This is a genomic window from Mycobacterium sp. (assembly GCF_039583805.1).
Classification (GTDB): domain Bacteria; phylum Actinomycetota; class Actinomycetes; order Mycobacteriales; family Mycobacteriaceae; genus Mycobacterium.
Map to the genome: position 1 here is coordinate 1 of NZ_JAVKSH010000086.1, position 16,431 is coordinate 16,431.

The window sequence follows — 16,431 nt, forward strand, 5'->3', positions numbered from 1 at the left end:
GGCCGGCTGCCGGTTGGTCGTCACGACGGGCCGGCGGTGCCGCGCGAGCGATCCATGAACAACCCTGCGGCGGTCCGGATCTGCGCCGCGCCCGGCGGTGACCCCGGCGCCGGCGCGCCCGGAGCCGGGCCGCAGCCGATCCCGCGCTGCCCGGCGAGCACCCAGGCACCGGCCACCCGGCGCGGTGCGTACGGTGTCTGCATGCCCGACGACGCCCGTTTGGTTGACGCCCGACCCGCCATCGACCCCATCCTGCTGAAGGTACTGGACAAGGTCCCTTTCCAGTTGTCCGTCGACGACGGAGTGGCGCTGGCGCGGCAGCGTCTGCGGGACCTGCCCCGGCGCCCGGTGCATCCCGAACTGCGGGTCGACAACCGCGCCATCGACGGCCCCGATGGACCGATCGACATCCGAATCTATTGGCCGCCAAACGATTCCGATCATATTCCGCCGGCGGTGGTGTTCTTCCACGGCGGCGGCTTCGTGTTGGGCGACCTGGACACCCACGACGGCACCTGCCGCCAGCATGCCGTCGGCGCCGACGCCGTGGTGGTGTCCGTCGCCTACCGGCTGGCGCCCGAGCACCCCTACCCCGCGGCCGTCGACGACGCCTGGGCCGCAACCCGCTGGGTCGCCGGCCACGGCGCCGACATCGGCGCCGACAGCACCCGGCTGGCGCTGGCCGGCGACTCCGCCGGCGGCACCATCGCCGCGGCGATCGCACAGCGAGCCCGCGACCACGGCGGACCCCCGATCGTCTTCCAACTGTTGTGGTACCCCTCGACGCTGTGGGACAGCTCGCTGCCGTCGTTCGCCGAGAACGCGTCCGCGCCGGTGCTGGACCGTGCGGCCGTCGCGGCGTTCTCCCGTTGGTATGCGGGAGAAATCGACCTGTCCGACCCGCCGGCGGGGTTGGCGCCCGGCCGGGCGCGGAATCTGGCCGGCCTTGCGCCGGCCTACATCGCCGTCGCCGGGCATGACCCGCTGCGCGACGACGGGATGCGCTACGGCGAGCTGCTGGCCGCCGCGGGTGTGCCCGTCGAGGTGCACAACGCCGAGACCCTGGTGCACGGCTACGTCGGCTATGCCGGTGTCGTGCCCGCCGCCACCGCCGCGATGGACCGCGGCCTGGCGGCGCTGAAAGCGGCCCTGCACCGCCCGGTGCGTACGGTGGGGCCATGACCGAGCCGACCACCGCGCGACCAGAGATCGACCCGACGCTGAAGGTGTTGCTGGACGCGTTCCCGCTGACCTTCACCGCCGCAGACGGGGTCGAGGTCGCCCGCGCGGGGCTGCGTCAGTTGCAGGCGCCGCCGGAGATGTTGCCCGACCTGCGGATCGAAAACCGCCGGATCGGAGTTTCCGGCATCCCGGTTCGCATCTACTGGCCGCCGGGCGCACCGCAGACCGGCCTGCCCGTCGTCGTCTTCTACCACGGCGGCGGCTGGTCGCTCGGCGACCTGGACACCCACGACGCGGTCGCGCGGGCGCACGCCGTCGGTGCCGAGGCGATCGTGGTGTCGGTGGACTACCGGCTGGCCCCCGAGCACCCCTACCCGGCGGGGGTCGACGACTGCTGGGCCGCCCTGGGGTGGGTCCGCGAGCACGCCGACGAGCTGGGCGGCGACCCGGCCCGCATCGCCGTGGCCGGCGACTCCGCGGGCGCCAACCTGTCAGCGGCGATGACACACCTGGCCCGCGACAATCACGACAACGGCGGGGCCGACAGGGTCGGGCCGCCGCTGGTGTTCCAGCTGCTGTGGTACCCATCGGTGACGGCCGACATGTCGCTGCCGTCGTTCGCCGAGAACGCCGACGCGCCGATCCTGGACCCCGACGTCATCGACGCGTTCCTGAGCTGGTACGTGCCCGGCGTCGACATCAGCGACCCGAGCGCGCTGCCGGTCACCCTGGCCCCGGCCAACGCCGCCGACTTCTCGGGTCTGCCGCCGGCCTACATCGGCACCGCCGAACACGACCCGCTGCGCGACGACGGGGCCCGCTACGCGCAGCTGTTGGGCGCCGCGGGCGTGCCCGTCGAGCTGCGCAACGAGCCGACCCTGGTGCACGGGTTCGTCAGCTTCGCGCTGATGGTGCCGGCGGCCGCCGAGGCGACCAGCCGCGGGCTGGCCGCGCTGAAAGCTGCGCTGCACCGGTAGCGACGGCGGTTTACCGATGCGGGTATGGTGCCCCGGCCCTGCGACCACCACACCGTCGTCGGCGGCACCTGACACTGGACCACATACCCCGGTATCGCCGTGGACATTCCGTCGTTCTGTTCTGGCAGGACAGCTGCCGGCTGGCCAACAGCTACTACTTCGACCGCAACGGGGATGTGCCGCTGCGGCCGGCGACCACGGTGGAAGCCTACTGGCGCAGCCGCCGCTTCGACCTCGACGACTACCGGTTCAGCAGGTAGCGCGGTTCAGCCCGTAGCGCGGCAAAGCTAGATGGCGCGCCGCAGGTCGTCGGCCTTGTCCAGCCGCTCCCACGGCAGGTCGACGTCCGTGCGGCCGAAGTGCCCGTACGCCGCGGTCTGCGCGTAGATGGGCCGCAGCAGGTCCAGGTCGCGGATGATCGCCCCGGGCCGCAGGTCGAACACGTCGCCGATGGCCTTCTCGATCTTGACCGGGTCGACGGCCTCGGTGCCGAACGTCTCCACGAACAGCCCCACCGGCGCGGCTTTGCCAATCGCGTAGGCCACCTGGACCTCGACCCGCTCCGCCAGCCCGGCCGCGACCACGTTCTTGGCCACCCAGCGCATCGCGTACGCCGCGGAACGGTCGACCTTGGAGGGATCCTTGCCGGAGAAGGCGCCGCCGCCGTGGCGGGCCCACCCGCCGTAGGTGTCGACGATGATCTTGCGGCCGGTCAACCCGGCGTCGCCCATCGGCCCGCCCAGCACGAACTTGCCGGTCGGGTTGACCAGCAGCCGCACGCCCGCCGTGTCCAGGGTGTCGTGGGCCAGGTCGTCGAGCACGGTGTTGAGCACCTTCTCCCGGATATCGGGAGCGAGCATGGTGTCCAGCTCGACGTCAGCGGCATGCTGGGTGGAGATCACGACGGTGTCCAGCCGGACCGGGGTGTCGTCCTCGTAGGCGATGGTGACCTGCGTCTTGCCGTCCGGACGCAGGTACGGCAGCACACCGTTCTTGCGCACCTCGGCCAGCCGCCTCGACAGCCGGTGCGCCAGCGCGATCGGCAGCGGCATCAGCTCGGGGGTGTCGTTGATGGCGTATCCGAACATCAGGCCCTGGTCGCCGGCGCCCTGCGCGTCCAGCGGATCCGCGGCACCCTCGACGCGGGCCTCGTGCGCGGTGTCCACGCCCTGGGCGATGTCGGGCGATTGCGCGCCGATGGCGATGTTCACCCCGCAGGACGCGCCGTCGAAGCCCTTGTCGGAGGAGTCATAGCCGATGTCGAGGATGCGGTCCCGCACGGTGTTGGTGATACCGGCGAACGCCTCCTTGGCCGTCGTCGTCACCTCGCCGACCACGTGCACCTGACCGGTGGTCACCAGGGTTTCCACCGCCACCCGTGAGCGAGGGTCCTGTGCCAGCAGCGCGTCGAGCACGGAGTCGCTGACCGCGTCGCAGATCTTGTCGGGATGCCCCTCGGTCACCGACTCGCTGGTGAACAGCCGACCCTTCTCGCTCACAGTCCCATCCTTCCAAAACTTGGTCAGGCCTTCCAAAACGTAGTCAGGCGAATAACGGCGAATGATATCGCCACGCTCAATCCGGCGCCGACCGCCGGATGTCACCCGGTGGCGCCGTGCAGGAACGTGCCGATCGCGTCCACGATACGGCTGGCCATCAGCGTCTTGGAGCCGTGCCGCAGCGCGGCCTCGGTGCCGTCGGAGGCCAGCAGCCAGCCGTCGTTGCTGTCCACCTCGAACGCCCTGCCCTCACCGACGGCGTTGACCACCAACAAGTCGCAGCCCTTGCGGCGCAGTTTGTTCCGGGCATGGAACAGCACGTCGCCGTCGGCGTCGCCGGTCTCGGCGGCGAACCCGACGATGGCCCGCATGTTCGGCAGCTGCCCGTCGGCGCGGGCCCGCACCGCGGCGGCCAGCACGTCGTCGTTGCGCACCAGTTCGATGGTCGACGGCTCCTCAGCGCCCTTTTTGATCTTGGCGGCCGACACCCGCGCCGGGCGGAAGTCGGCGACCGCAGCCGCCATCGCCAGCACGTGCGCGTCGGGGGCGTGCTTGGACACCGCGTCGGCGAGCTGTTGGGCCGAGCTGACGTGCACAACGTCGACGCCGGCCGGGTCGACGAGCCCGACGGTGTGCCCGGCGATCAGCGTGACGTCGGCGCCGCGCTGAGCAGCGACCCGAGCCAGCGCGTACCCCTGCTTGCCGGAACTGCGGTTGCCGACGAAGCGAACCGGGTCGATCGGTTCGCGGGTGCCGCCGGCGGTGACCAGCATCCTGGTGCCGGCCAGATCGTAGGGCAGCGCGTCGTGACGTTCCAGCAGCAGGTGGGCCAGCGTGGTGATCTCCTCGGCCTCGGGCAGCCGGCCCGCGCCGCTGTCGGCGCCGGTCAACCGCCCGGATGCCGGTTCCAGCACGACCGCGCCGCGGCGGCGCAGGGTGTCGACGTTGTCGACGGTCGCGGGGTGCAGCCACATCTCGGTGTGCATCGCCGGAGCGAACAGCACCGGACAGCGCGCGGTGAGCAGCGTCGCGGTGAGCAGGTCGTCGGCGCGACCCGATGCGGCACGGGCCAGCAGGTCGGCGGTGGCGGGCGCCACGACCACCAGGTCGGCGCCCTGACCGATCGCGACGTGCGGCACCAGCGGCACGTCCTCGAAGACGCCGGTGTGCACCGGCTCGCCGGACAGCGCCTCGAAGGTGGCGGCGCCGACGAAACGCAGCGCGGACTTCGTCGGAATCACGCGGACCTGGTGGCCGGCCTCGGTGAGCTGGCGGACGACGGTGCAGGCCTTGTAGGCGGCGATGCCCCCGGAGACGCCGACGATGACCCGCTTGCGGTCCATCACCGCTGCTCTTTGCCCGTGCGGCTCATCGCAAGCCCGTTCCCGCTAGTCGCCTTCGGTGTGCTCGAGCAGGTCGGCGTGAATCTCGCGCAGTGCGATCGACAGCGGCTTTTCCTGCAGGCCCGGCTCGACCAGCGGGCCGACGTATTCCAGGATGCCCTCGCCGAGCTGGGTGTAGTAGTCGTTGATCTGGCGCGCCCGCTTGGCGGCGTAGATCACCAGCGCGTACTTGCTGGACACGCGGTCCAGCAACTCGTCGATGGGCGGGTTGGTGATTCCCAGCGGAGTGTCGTAGCCACCTGCGCCACCCGACGCGGGATCGAAATGATCGACGGCGGCCGCAGGCGCGTCCGATGTGCTCACGTAGATGGTCTCCTGACGACGTAGACAGTGCACAGGCTGATGAGGTCCAGACGACGGATCACGCCGTGTCCGGCGCGGAACCCAGCAGCAACGATACCAATTGACTACAGGCAGCCTCTAATCGACGGTTCACCACGACCGCGTCGAAGTCGCTCTGAGCTGCCAGTTCCGTGCGGGCGGTGGCCAGCCGGCGGCTCATCGCCGCCGGGGTCTCGGTGCCGCGACCGAGCAGCCGGGCCTTCAGAGCTTCCCAACTGGGCGGCGCCAGAAACACCGTGATGGCCTCCGGCATCGCGTGTTTGACCGCCCGCGCACCGGCCAGGTCGACCTCGATCAGCACCGGGCGGCCCGCGGCGGCGGCGTCGCGGACCGGTTGGGCCGGAGTGCCTGACCGGTGCAGTCCGCCGTGGATCTCGGCCCACTCCAGCAGGGCACCCTGGTCGATCAGCTGCTGAAAGCGTTCGGGGCTGACGAAGTGGTAGTCGACGCCGTCGACCTCGCCGGGCCGAGGTTCCCGGGTGGTGGCCGAGACGCTGAAGTACAGGTCGGCGACCCGCTCCCGCAGGCACCTGACCAGCGTCGACTTGCCGACGGCGGACGGGCCGGACAGCACGACCACACGCCCGTTGGCGGGCGTCCCACGGCGCCCGGCGTGCCCAATGCCCCGGCCGCCGCCCGCCTTCTCCTCAGGCCCTCGGGCCTGCATCGGCGGCGGGCCGGCCTCATCGCCCGCCTTCTCCTCAGGCCCTCGGGCCTGCATCGGCGGCGGGCTACGAAAAGTCGAACTTTTCCAGCAGCGCCTTGCGCTGACGGTCGCCGAGCCCGCGCAGCCGGCGGGTCGGCGCGATCTCGAGCTCGTTCATGATTTCCTGCGCCTTGACCTTGCCGACCTTGGGCAACGCCTCCAACAGCGCAGACACCTTCATCTTGCCCAGAACTTCGTTGGTCTCGGCGTCCTTGAGCACCTGCTTGAGGTTGGTGCCGCCACGCTTCAGCCGGTCTTTGAGCTCAGCTCGCGCTCGACGTGCGGCGGCAGCCTTCTCCAACGCTGCCGCGCGCTGCTCGTCGGTCAACTGGGGAAGGGCCACGATTCCTCCGTCTCGTCGATCTGTGTGTGCGTCGGCCGGGTACTTCAGCCAGCGGGAATGACCGTACCCACGCCGTCTGACAAAATCTAACCCGCCCCCCTGCTCGAGACCGCGAAGGCCCAGCGTATACGGCTGCGCCACGTTTCACGCAGGGTCGCCGAAAGCGCCGGCACGACCCGCGGCCCAGCCGCCCGGCACGGCCTGAAATCGCGGCGATCACCCTGTCTAGCAGGGATTTTCGGGTTGCGCGCAGGCGCGACAGCTGCTGGGCGACGCTGCGGCCGGCGGGCTCGGCGAGCCCCGGTCACGCCAGATATTTCGTGTCGCGGCGTGTCGCGCGTGTCGGCCGGACCGCCGCGCACCGCGTCATCAGCGCATTCCGACCATCAAGCCGACAACGACATCGCGTAGCAGGCCGTCGCACGTTCGCGGCACAGGCCTACCCGGCCGGGACAGTACGATCATTTCCGTGCCGGCGACAATGCGCATCCGCGAGGCGGCTGAGCTGCTGGGGGTCAGCGACGACACCGTCCGGCGATGGATCGACCAGGGCACCCTGGCGGTCAGTCACGACCAGTCCGGCCGGAAGGTGATCGCCGGTGAGGTGCTGGCGGAATTCGCGCGCAGCAACGCGCCGCTGCTGCCGCCCAACCCGCTCGGTGTCGCCAGCTCGGCACGCAACCGATTCGTCGGCCTGGTCACCAAGGTCGAGATCGACAAGATCATGGCCCGGGTCGAGATGCAGTGCGGGCCCTTCACCGTGGTGTCGTTGATGAGCTCCGAGGCCGCACACGAGCTGCGCCTGGAGCCCGGCAGCGTCGCGGTGGCCGTCGTCAAGGCCACCACCGTCGTCGTCGAAACACCCGGCCGATCGGCGTGAGCGTGACGGCCGGCTACCCGCCGAGGTAAGCCACTGCGTCGCGGATGCGCTCGCCCGCCGCCCGCAGGGCCGTGACCGTGGGGCCGTGCCGCAGTACCTCCCGCGCCACCGCCGGCAGCAGCTGGCCGGGCGCCGCACCGCCCAGACCGCCCAGCGCCTCGGGCGCTCCGCCCTGCGCACCGACACCGGGCACCAGCACCGGCCCCCCGAGCTCGCCGAGGTCGGGCACGGCGGCGGGTTCGCCGGCCAGCGTCGCACCGACCACCACGCCGACCGAGCCGGGCTCGGGGCGCGCCGCCCGGTTGCGCGCGGCCGCCTCGTCCACGATCAGCTGGCTCACCGTCCGGCCGCCGGCGTCGGCTCGCTGCACCGCGATGCCGTCGGGATTGGACGTCGCCGCCAGCACGAACACCCCGCGCCCGCGCGCTGCGGCGGTGTCCAGCAGCGGCCGCAGCGAGCCGAATCCCAGGTAGGGCGAGGCCGTCACCGCGTCGGCGGCCAGCGGCGAGTCACCGAGCCACGCCTCGGCATAGGCGGCCGTCGTCGACCCGATGTCGCCGCGCTTGGCGTCGGCCAGCACCAGCACCTCGAGCTCACGCAACGCGGCAATGGTGCGTTCCAGCACCGCGTAGCCGGCGGCGCCGTACGCCTCGAAGAACGCCACCTGAGGTTTGACGACGGCGAAACCGGCGTACGCCTCGACGCACCTGTCGCAGAACGCCGCCACGCCGTCCGGTCCGACCGGCAGGTCCCACGCCCGCAGCAACTCCGGATGCGGGTCGATGCCCAGGCACAGCGGCCCCCGCCGCGTCATCGCGTCGGCGAGCCGGGCGCCGAACCCCGGCATGGCTAGCGGCCGCCGTTGCCGAGCAAGCTGTGCAACTCCTGCAACGAGCGCACCCCGACGTCGCCGCGGATGCCGGCTTCGATGCCCTGCACCGCAGCAGAGGCACCCTGCACTGTGGTCACGCAGGGAATGTTCATCGCGACTGCGGCCGAACGGATCTCGTAGCCGTCGATGCGCGGGCCGGAGTTGCCGTAGGGAGTGTTGATCACCATGTCGACCTCACCGGCCCTGATCGCCTCGACGGCGGACACCGCGGGGCGGTCGGGCTGCGGTGCCTCGAAATGCTTGCGGACAACCTCGCACGGAATCCCGTTGCGGCGCAGCATTTCCGCGGTTCCTTCGGTGGCCAACACCCGGAATCCCAAGTCGGCCAGACGCTTGACTGGGAACACCATCGAGCGTTTGTCACGGTTGGCCACCGATACGAACACGGTACCTTCGACAGGCAGCGACCCGTAGGCGGCGGTCTGGCTCTTGGCGAACGCGCTGCCGAAGTCGCGATCGATGCCCATCACCTCGCCGGTGGATTTCATCTCCGGGCCCAGCAGTGAGTCGATGCCCGCTCCCTCGACGGTGCGGAACCGGTGAAACGGCAGAACCGCTTCTTTCACCGCGATCGGCGCATTCGGCGCCACACTGGCGCCGTCGCCGCACGCCGCCAGCAGACCTTCGGCACGGAGCCCGGCGATCGTGGCGCCCAGCATGATCCGGGCGCACGCCTTGGCCAGCGGAATCGCGGTGGCCTTGGACACGAACGGCACCGTGCGACTGGCCCGCGGATTGGCCTCCAGCACGTAGAGCACATCGTCCTTCAGGGCGAACTGCACGTTGAGCAGCCCCACCACGCCGATGCCGTGCGCGATGGCCCCGGTTGCCTGGCACACTTTTTCAATGTCTGTGCGGCCCAACGTCACTGGCGGCAGTGCGCACGCGGAGTCCCCGGAGTGGATACCGGCCTCCTCGATGTGCTCCATGATCCCGCCGATGTACACCTCGCTGCCGTCGCAGAGAGCGTCGACGTCGATCTCGATGGCGTCTTCGAGGAAGCGGTCCACCAGGACCGGGTGTTCGGGCGAGAGCTCGGTGGCCCGGGTGATGTAGGCCTGCAGGGTTTCGTCGTCGTAGACGATCTCCATGCCGCGCCCGCCCAGCACGTAGGACGGCCGGACCAGCACCGGGTAACCGATCTCGGCGGCGATGCGGCGGGCCTGGGCGAAATTCGTCGCGGTCCCCCAGCGCGGCGCGGGCAGCCCGGCGGCGGCGAGCACGTCCCCGAACGCGCCGCGGTCCTCGGCGAGATCGATGGCGTGCGGCGGGGTCCCAACGATGGGCACGCCGGCGTCGGCGAGCCGCTGGGCGAGCCCGAGCGGCGTCTGCCCGCCGAGTTGGACGATGACACCGGCCACACCCGCTCCACCGCGTGCCGATTGCTGCTCGGCGTGAAAGACCTCCAGGACGTCCTCGAAGGTCAGCGGTTCGAAGTACAGCCGGTCGGCGGTGTCGTAGTCAGTGGACACCGTTTCGGGGTTGCAGTTGACCATCACGGTCTCAAAACCGGCCCGGCTCAGCGTGGTGGCGGCATGCACACAGCTGTAGTCGAATTCGATGCCCTGGCCGATGCGGTTGGGCCCGGACCCCAGGATCAGCACCTTGGGTTTCTCGGTCTGCGGCGCCACCTCGGTCTCGGCGGCCGGGTCGAGCTCGTAGCTGCTGTAGTGATACGGCGTCTTGGCCTCGAACTCCGCCGCGCAGGTGTCGACGGTCTTGTAGACGGGGTGGATGCCCAGCCGCTGCCGCAGCGAGCGCACGCCGTCTTCACCGGCCAATTCCGGTCGCAGCGCGGCGATCTGGCGGTCCGACAGGCCACTGTGCTTGGCGCGGCGCAGCAGATTCTCGTCCAGCACCGCCGCGTTCGTCAGCTCGGCCCGCAACGCGACCAGCCCGTCGATCTGGGCCACGAACCACGGGTCGACGCCCGAGGCCTGCGCGACCTCGTCCACCGGGGCGCCCAGCCGCAGTGCGCATTCGATGTCGTAGAGCCGGCCTTCGGTGGGCGTGCGCAGCCGGGTCAGCACCGCTGCCACGTCGCCCTCGGGGTCGGGTGTGGTCCAGAATCCGGCGCGGCTGGTCTCCAGCGACCGCATCACCTTGCCGAGCGCCTCGACGAAGTTGCGGCCCAACGACATCGCCTCGCCCACCGACTTCATGGTGGTGGTCAGCGTCGGGTCGGCGCCCGGGAACTTCTCGAACGCAAAACGCGGCGCCTTCACCACGACGTAGTCCAGGGTGGGTTCGAAGCAGGCCGGGGTCTGCCTGGTGATGTCGTTGAGGACCTCGTCGAGGGTGTAGCCGATGGCGAGCTTGGCGGCGATCTTGGCGATCGGGAAGCCGGTGGCCTTGGAAGCCAACGCGCTTGACCGCGACACCCGCGGGTTCATCTCGACGACGATCAGCCGACCGTCGGCCGGGTTGACCGCGAACTGGATGTTGCAGCCGCCGGTGTCGACGCCGACCTCGCGCAGGATCGCGATGGCGAGGTCGCGCATCCGCTGGTATTCCCGGTCGGTCAGCGTCATGGCCGGCGCGACGGTGACGGAGTCGCCGGTGTGCACCCCCATCGGGTCGACGTTCTCGATCGAGCAGACCACGACGACGTTGTCGTGGCCGTCGCGCATCAGCTCGAGCTCGAATTCCTTCCAGCCGTAAATCGATTCCTCGATGAGCACGTTGGCGCTCGGCGAGGCGGCCAGCCCCGCTCCCGCCATCCGCTCGACCTGTTCGGCGTCACGCGCCATCCCCGAGCCCAGACCCCCCATAGTGAAACTGGGCCTCACCACAACCGGCAAGCCGAGTTCGGCAACCGTCTCGCGGACTTCGGCAAGAGTGAAACAGACACGGCTGCGGGCGGATTCGCCGCCGACCTTGGCGACGATGTCTTTGAACCGCTGCCGGTCCTCGCCGCGCTGGATGGCGTCGAAGTCGGCACCGATCAGCTCGACGCCGTAGCGTTGCAGCGCTCCGCTCTCGAAGAGCGCGACCGCGGTGTTGAGCGCGGTCTGTCCGCCCAGCGTGGCCAGCAACGCGTCGATCTTGTTGCCGCGCTCGGCCTGCTGGGCGATCACCCGTTCGACGAACTCACGCGTGATCGGCTCGACATAGGTGTGGTCGGCGTACTCGGGGTCGGTCATGATCGTCGCCGGGTTGGAGTTGACCAGGCTGACCTGCAGCCCCTCGGCTTTCAGCACGCGGCATGCCTGAGTGCCCGAGTAGTCGAATTCGCAGGCCTGCCCGATGACGATCGGTCCGGAGCCGATCACCAGCACGTGGTTGAGGTCAGTGCGTCGCGGCATCTAGCGCTCCTGTCCTGCCCGGCCGTGACCGTGCACGGTTGTACGCGGTTTGCGGCGTGTCGCCACACCGACACGCACACTCCCGCTCGCGCGAAGGTGGCTCACCGCTTCCCCGCCATCAGGTCGACGAACTGGTCGAACAGGTACTCCGCGTCGTGCGGTCCGGCCGCGGCCTCCGGATGGTATTGCACCGAAAACGCTTTTCCACGAGCAAGTTTGACTCCTTCCACCACCCCGTCGTTGGCGCAGGTGTGGCTGACGACCGCGACGCCGAACGGCGTGTCGAAGGACTGACCCGCCTCCCCCTCCAGCGCGAAGCCGTGGTTCTGCGCGGTCACCGCAACCCGTCCGGTGGCGTGGTCGATCACCGGGATATTGATGCCGCGATGGCCGAACACCATCTTGTAGGTCGACAAGCCCAGCGCCCGGCCCAAAATCTGGTTGCCGAAGCAGATGCCGAACAACGGGATTCCCGCGTCCAGCACCGCACGCGTCACCGCGACGACGTGATCGGCGGTGGCCGGGTCGCCGGGGCCGTTGGACAGAAACACCCCGTCCGGAGTCAACTCGGCGATCTGCTCGAAGGTCACCGACGACGTCAGCACGTGGCTGCGGACACCGCGGCGGGCGAAATTACGCGGGGTGTTGGTTTTGATCCCGAGATCGATCGCCGCCACGGTAAACCGAGGCGGGCCTTCGGGTTCGACGACGTACGGCGCGGTGGTGCTGACCTGGCCGGCCAAGTCGGCGCCCAGCATCGACGGCTGGCCGCGCACCCGGCGCAGCAGCTCCTCGGGCTCGGCCAGCGACGCACCGGAAAACACCCCGGCCTTCATCGAGCCGCGGCTGCGCAGGTGCCGCACCACCGCGCGGGTGTCGATACCGGCCACTCCGACGACATGCTGTCGGACGAGTTCTTCCTCCAGGGTGCCGGTGGCCCGCCAGTTCGAGACGTGTGGCGACGGATCGCGCACCGCATAGCCGGCGACCCAGATCCGCTCGCCGCGGCTTTCGGCATCCTCGTCGTTCCAGCCCGTGTTCCCGATCTGCGGGGCGGTGGCCACCACGATCTGGCGGTGGTAGCTGGGGTCGGTGAGGGTTTCCTGGTAGCCGGACATCCCGGTGGAAAACACTGCCTCGCCCAGTGTCTGGCCGACCGCACCGAACGGCGTTCCGGTGAAGATGCGGCCGTCTTCGAGCACCAGCATCGCTGACGTCATCGGCGCGGCTCCTGTCCCGCAGGCGCGACGGGCCCCGCCTCATCGCGTCGCTGCGCGGTGTCGCCGGTGCGGCTCACGGGGCCTCCCGCAGCCAGCGGTCGTAGTCGCCGCGGTCCTCGCCGCGGAAACCGGTGTCGATCTCGGTGCCCGAGGGCAGACGCCAGCGGATCGCCAGGATGCCGTCGCGGGTGGTGACCTTTCCCACCATGCCGCGTTCGGTGCGGATCGCGGTAATCGACTCCTGCGGAATCCAGATCGGGCGGGCCCCGCTGCGCTGCACCATGATTCCCTCCGGATACCGGGTCAGCACCGCCTTGCTGCGATACCCCAGGTCGCCCACGGCGACCCGGTCGTGCCAATCGGGGACCAGCGTGCACCCCACGTAAAGGCCCCTGGTGGGCGCCACGGTCACCGGACCGACGCTGTCGGGCACCGGGGGCAGGGTGCCGATCAGCTCGGCCTGCCGCAGCGCGCGGCGCCGCCAGCCGCGCAGCATCAGGTGGATCACCACCGCGATCACCACCACCAGCACCGCGGCGAAGATCACCGACGCGATCAATGTCTGCGAATTCATACGCGGCACGCCTTCGCTGCTCGCCGGGCGGTCATGCCGGAGATTTCCCGTCCCGGGCGGTGATCGTGCCGCGCAGCAGCGTCGCGGTCACCACAGCGGGCAGCGTCATCGACTCGTAGGGGGTGTTGGCCGAGCGGCTGGCCAGCTCCGCCCCGGCCACGGTCCAGGTGGCGTCCGGGTCGACCACGGTCAGGTTGGCCGGCTCGCCGACCTGCAACGGCCGTCCATGGTCGAACAGCCCGACGATGCGCGCCGGGTTTTCGCTCATCACCCGCGCCACGTCACGCCAGGTCAGCAGACCCGGCTGCACCATCGCCGCCGCGACCACCGACAGCGCAGTCTGCAGCCCGAGCATGCCCGGGCGCGCCGCGGCAAACTCACAAACCTTCTCGTGCTCGGCGTGCGGGGCGTGGTCGGTGGCCACGCAATCGATCACCCCGTCCGCCAACGCCTGCCGCAGCGCGGCTGCGTCGGCGGCCTCCCGCAGCGGCGGGTTGACCCGGTTCACCCCGTCGTAGCTGACCAGCCGCGAATCGTCGAGCATCAGGTGATGCGGAGTCACCTCGGCGGTGATCGAAATCCCCTGAGCCTTAGCCCATTTCAGAATATCGACGGTGCCGGCGGTGGAGGCGTGGCAGACGTGCACGCGAGCGCCGGCGTCGCGGGCCAGCAGCGCGTCGCGGGCGACGATCGACTCCTCGGCGGCCCGCGGCCAGCCGGACAGACCCAGCCTGGCGGCCGTCGGACCCTCGTGGGCGACGGCGCCGGCGGTCAGTCGCGGCTCCTCGGCGTGCTGGGCGATCAGCACACCCAGGCCGGTGGCGTACTCGAGGGCTCGGCGCATCACCAGCGGGTCGGCCACGCAGTTGCCGTCGTCGGAGAACATTCGCACCTGGGCGGCGCCGTCGGCCATCATGCCCATCTCGGTGAGCTCGGTCCCCGCCAGCCCGACGGTGACCGCTCCGACCGGGTGCACGTCGACCAGGCCGACCTGCCGGCCGCGGTGCCAGACGTGGTCGGTGACCACCGGGCTGTCGGCGACGGGTTTGGTGTTGGGCATCGCGAAGACCGCAGTGTATCCCCCCAGAGCCGCTGCGGCCGAACCGGTTTCGATGTCTTCTGCGTATTCGCGGCCGGGTTCTCGCAGATGGGTGTGCAGGTCGACCAGGCCGGGCAGCAGCACCTGTCCGGTCGCGTCGATCACCTCCGCATCGTCTGGAATAGAAAGCCCCGCACCGATTTCGGTAATCTGACCCCCGAAGCCGGGGCTGTCGGCCAGCACGTCGACCGGGTCGCCTTCGCCGTAGATGCGCACACCGCGGATCAGCACGCTCACGCCACAACCTCTTTTTCGGCCGATTCCGCGCCAACCAGCAGATGGAACAGCACCGCCATCCGCACGTGGACCCCGTTGGAAACCTGCTGCAGCACAGCTGATTGCGACGAGTCCGCCACCGACGACGCGATCTCCATGCCGCGCAACATCGGGCCCGGATGCAGCACCACCGCGTGGCCGGGCAGCATCGCCTGACGCCGGTCGGACAGCCCGTAGCGCACCGAGTACTCCCGCGCGGACGGGAAGAAGCCGCCGGTCATCCGCTCGGCCTGCACCCGCAGCATCAGCACCGCGTCGGCGGCGGGCAGTTCGGCGTCGAAGTCGTAGGACACCGTCACCGGCCAGCCGGCCACCCCGACCGGCAGCAGGGTGGGCGGCGCCACCAGCACCACCTCCGCACCCAGGGTGGCCAGCAACATGACGTTCGAGCGAGCGACCCGGCTGTGCAGGATGTCGCCGACGATGACGACACGGCGGCCCTCGATGCCGCCGAGCCGTTGCCGGATGGTCAGCGCGTCCAGCAGCGCCTGGGTGGGGTGCTCGTGAGTGCCGTCCCCGGCGTTGACCACCGACGGACCAGCGCCGTCGGCGCAGGTCCAGTCGGCGAGCCGGCGCGCGGCACCCGACGCCGGGTGCCGGATGACCAGGGCGTCGGCGCCGGCCGCGCGCAGCGTCAGCGCGGTGTCGCGCAGCGACTCCCCTTTGGCCACCGACGATCCCGTCGAGCTGACGTTGACGACGTCGGCGCTCATCCACTTCCCGGCCACCTCGAACGACACCCGGGTGCGGGTGGAGTTCTCGTAGAACATGGTGATCACGGTGCGGCCGCGCAGCGTGGGCAGCTTGCGGACGTCGCGGCCCACCAACGCCTCGGCGAACCGGTCGGCGTCGTCGAGGATAGCGGTGGCGTCGGCGCGGGACAGGTCACCGGCGGCCAGCAGGTGGCGCGGGGTCATCGCGAGATCACCACCTGATCGCGGCCGTCGTGCTCGCGCAGCAACACGTGCACGGTTTCGCTGCGCGACGTCGGCACGTTCTTGCCCACGTAGTCGGCGCGCACCGGCAACTCGCGGTGGCCGCGGTCCACCAGCACCGCCAGCTGCACGACCCGCGGCCGGCCCACGTCGCGCAACGCATCCAACGCCGAGCGCACCGACCGCCCCGAGTACAGCACGTCGTCGACGAGGATCACCCATGCCTCGTCGATGCCGCCGGCCGGGATCGACGTGGCCTCCAGCGGTCGGGGTGGCTGCATCATCAGGTCGTCACGGTAGAGCGTGATGTCCAAAGCACCGCACGCGACGTTGGAAGGCCGGCCACCGGTGAATTCGGCGATGTTGGCGGCCAGCCGCTCGGCCAGCGTCACGCCGCGGGTGGGGATTCCCAGCAGCACCACCCGGGGTGCGGGCCGGCTGGTGTCGTCCAGGGCGGTCTTCTCGATGATCTGGTGGGCGATGCGAGAAATGGTGCGGCTCACGTCGGCCGCCGACATCAATTCGCGGGAATCTGCGCCTGCGCCGGTGTTCCCTGCAACACCCATCCGGGACCCTGACCTCCTTCTCCGCCTCACCGGACGGATCGTTAAAGGATGTCGACTGTCCGGGAGCGTAGCACCCGCCCGGAGATGGTGTGGGACGCGGGGCTGCCCGTTGCGCAGCCGGGTCATCGAGCGGAACCAGCGGTCTTGCTCGTCGGTTCGTCGGGGTGCCGTGCACCGGGGTCAGGTCACCGAACGTGAAGCCGTTGCGAGAAATTCGTCCGATTCTCGCAAC

15 protein-coding genes and 1 pseudogene are annotated in these 16,431 nt (G+C 70.2%); 4 read left to right on the forward strand and 12 right to left on the reverse strand.

Annotated elements, in window-relative coordinates:
* Positions 1 to 201 precede the first annotated feature (201 nt).
* From ABDW21_RS12415 to ABDW21_RS12425, 3 genes and pseudogenes are all read left to right on the forward strand, one after another.
* Complete coding sequence (locus tag ABDW21_RS12415; RefSeq protein WP_343600203.1) at positions 202 to 1,182, forward strand: alpha/beta hydrolase; 981 nt, start codon at positions 202 to 204, stop codon at positions 1,180 to 1,182.
* Positions 1,179 to 2,159, forward strand: coding sequence for an alpha/beta hydrolase (locus tag ABDW21_RS12420; protein ID WP_343600201.1), 981 nt, complete (start codon positions 1,179 to 1,181; stop codon positions 2,157 to 2,159). The genes ABDW21_RS12415 and ABDW21_RS12420 overlap by 4 nt, the downstream gene beginning before the upstream one ends.
* A gap of 116 nt (positions 2,160 to 2,275) precedes the next feature.
* Positions 2,276 to 2,419: pseudogene (locus ABDW21_RS12425) on the forward strand (hypothetical protein); the annotation flags it as partial.
* A 27-nt stretch (positions 2,420 to 2,446) separates the two neighbouring features.
* Here the strand turns inward: ABDW21_RS12425 and metK are convergent.
* From metK to mihF, 5 genes are all read right to left on the reverse strand, one after another.
* Positions 2,447 to 3,658 (reverse strand): methionine adenosyltransferase, encoded by a 1,212-nt coding sequence (metK, locus tag ABDW21_RS12430; RefSeq protein WP_343600200.1) that lies wholly within the window; start codon positions 3,656 to 3,658, stop codon positions 2,447 to 2,449.
* 101 nt (positions 3,659 to 3,759) lie between these two features.
* A complete protein-coding gene (coaBC, locus tag ABDW21_RS12435; RefSeq protein ID WP_343710496.1) occupies positions 3,760 to 5,004 on the reverse strand; it encodes a bifunctional phosphopantothenoylcysteine decarboxylase/phosphopantothenate--cysteine ligase CoaBC in 1,245 nt (414 codons plus the stop codon).
* Positions 5,005 to 5,046: 42 nt separating this feature from the next.
* A complete protein-coding gene (gene rpoZ, locus ABDW21_RS12440; RefSeq protein ID WP_343600240.1) occupies positions 5,047 to 5,370 on the reverse strand; it encodes a DNA-directed RNA polymerase subunit omega in 324 nt (107 codons plus the stop codon).
* Between the two features lie 52 nt (positions 5,371 to 5,422).
* Positions 5,423 to 5,983: a guanylate kinase gene (gene gmk / locus ABDW21_RS12445; RefSeq protein ID WP_343600238.1), complete on the reverse strand. Its 561-nt coding sequence runs from the start codon at positions 5,981 to 5,983 to the stop codon at positions 5,423 to 5,425.
* A gap of 151 nt (positions 5,984 to 6,134) precedes the next feature.
* Positions 6,135 to 6,452, reverse strand: coding sequence for an integration host factor, actinobacterial type (mihF, locus tag ABDW21_RS12450; protein ID WP_343600198.1), 318 nt, complete (start codon positions 6,450 to 6,452; stop codon positions 6,135 to 6,137).
* A gap of 481 nt (positions 6,453 to 6,933) precedes the next feature.
* Between mihF and ABDW21_RS12455 the strand changes: the two genes are divergently transcribed.
* Positions 6,934 to 7,332 (forward strand): helix-turn-helix transcriptional regulator, encoded by a 399-nt coding sequence (locus ABDW21_RS12455; protein ID WP_343600237.1) that lies wholly within the window; start codon positions 6,934 to 6,936, stop codon positions 7,330 to 7,332.
* A gap of 13 nt (positions 7,333 to 7,345) precedes the next feature.
* Here ABDW21_RS12455 and pyrF read toward each other — a convergent pair whose 3' ends face one another.
* The 7 genes from pyrF to pyrR all read right to left on the reverse strand — a co-directional run bounded on the left by pyrF (position 7,346) and on the right by pyrR (position 16,199).
* On the reverse strand, positions 7,346 to 8,179 hold the full coding sequence (gene pyrF / locus ABDW21_RS12460) for an orotidine-5'-phosphate decarboxylase (protein WP_343600197.1): 834 nt from the start codon (positions 8,177 to 8,179) through the stop codon (positions 7,346 to 7,348).
* A gap of 2 nt (positions 8,180 to 8,181) precedes the next feature.
* Positions 8,182 to 11,529, reverse strand: a complete 3,348-nt coding sequence (gene carB, locus ABDW21_RS12465) for a carbamoyl-phosphate synthase large subunit (RefSeq protein WP_343600195.1) — start codon at positions 11,527 to 11,529, stop codon at positions 8,182 to 8,184.
* A 101-nt stretch (positions 11,530 to 11,630) separates the two neighbouring features.
* Positions 11,631 to 12,749, reverse strand: a complete 1,119-nt coding sequence (carA, locus tag ABDW21_RS12470) for a glutamine-hydrolyzing carbamoyl-phosphate synthase small subunit (RefSeq protein WP_343600193.1) — start codon at positions 12,747 to 12,749, stop codon at positions 11,631 to 11,633.
* A 73-nt stretch (positions 12,750 to 12,822) separates the two neighbouring features.
* Entirely contained in the window at positions 12,823 to 13,323 is a 501-nt protein-coding gene (locus ABDW21_RS12475; RefSeq protein WP_343600191.1) for a transporter, read from the reverse strand.
* A 31-nt stretch (positions 13,324 to 13,354) separates the two neighbouring features.
* Positions 13,355 to 14,659 (reverse strand): dihydroorotase, encoded by a 1,305-nt coding sequence (locus ABDW21_RS12480; protein ID WP_343600189.1) that lies wholly within the window; start codon positions 14,657 to 14,659, stop codon positions 13,355 to 13,357.
* Positions 14,656 to 15,615, reverse strand: coding sequence for an aspartate carbamoyltransferase catalytic subunit (locus ABDW21_RS12485; protein ID WP_343600187.1), 960 nt, complete (start codon positions 15,613 to 15,615; stop codon positions 14,656 to 14,658). Before ABDW21_RS12485 ends, ABDW21_RS12480 begins: the two co-directional genes overlap by 4 nt.
* The gene (pyrR, locus tag ABDW21_RS12490; RefSeq protein ID WP_343600185.1) at positions 15,612 to 16,199 is read right to left on the reverse strand and encodes a bifunctional pyr operon transcriptional regulator/uracil phosphoribosyltransferase PyrR; all 588 of its coding nucleotides are present in this window, start codon (positions 16,197 to 16,199) and stop codon (positions 15,612 to 15,614) included. Before pyrR ends, ABDW21_RS12485 begins: the two co-directional genes overlap by 4 nt.
* Between the last annotated feature and the right edge of the window lie 232 nt (positions 16,200 to 16,431).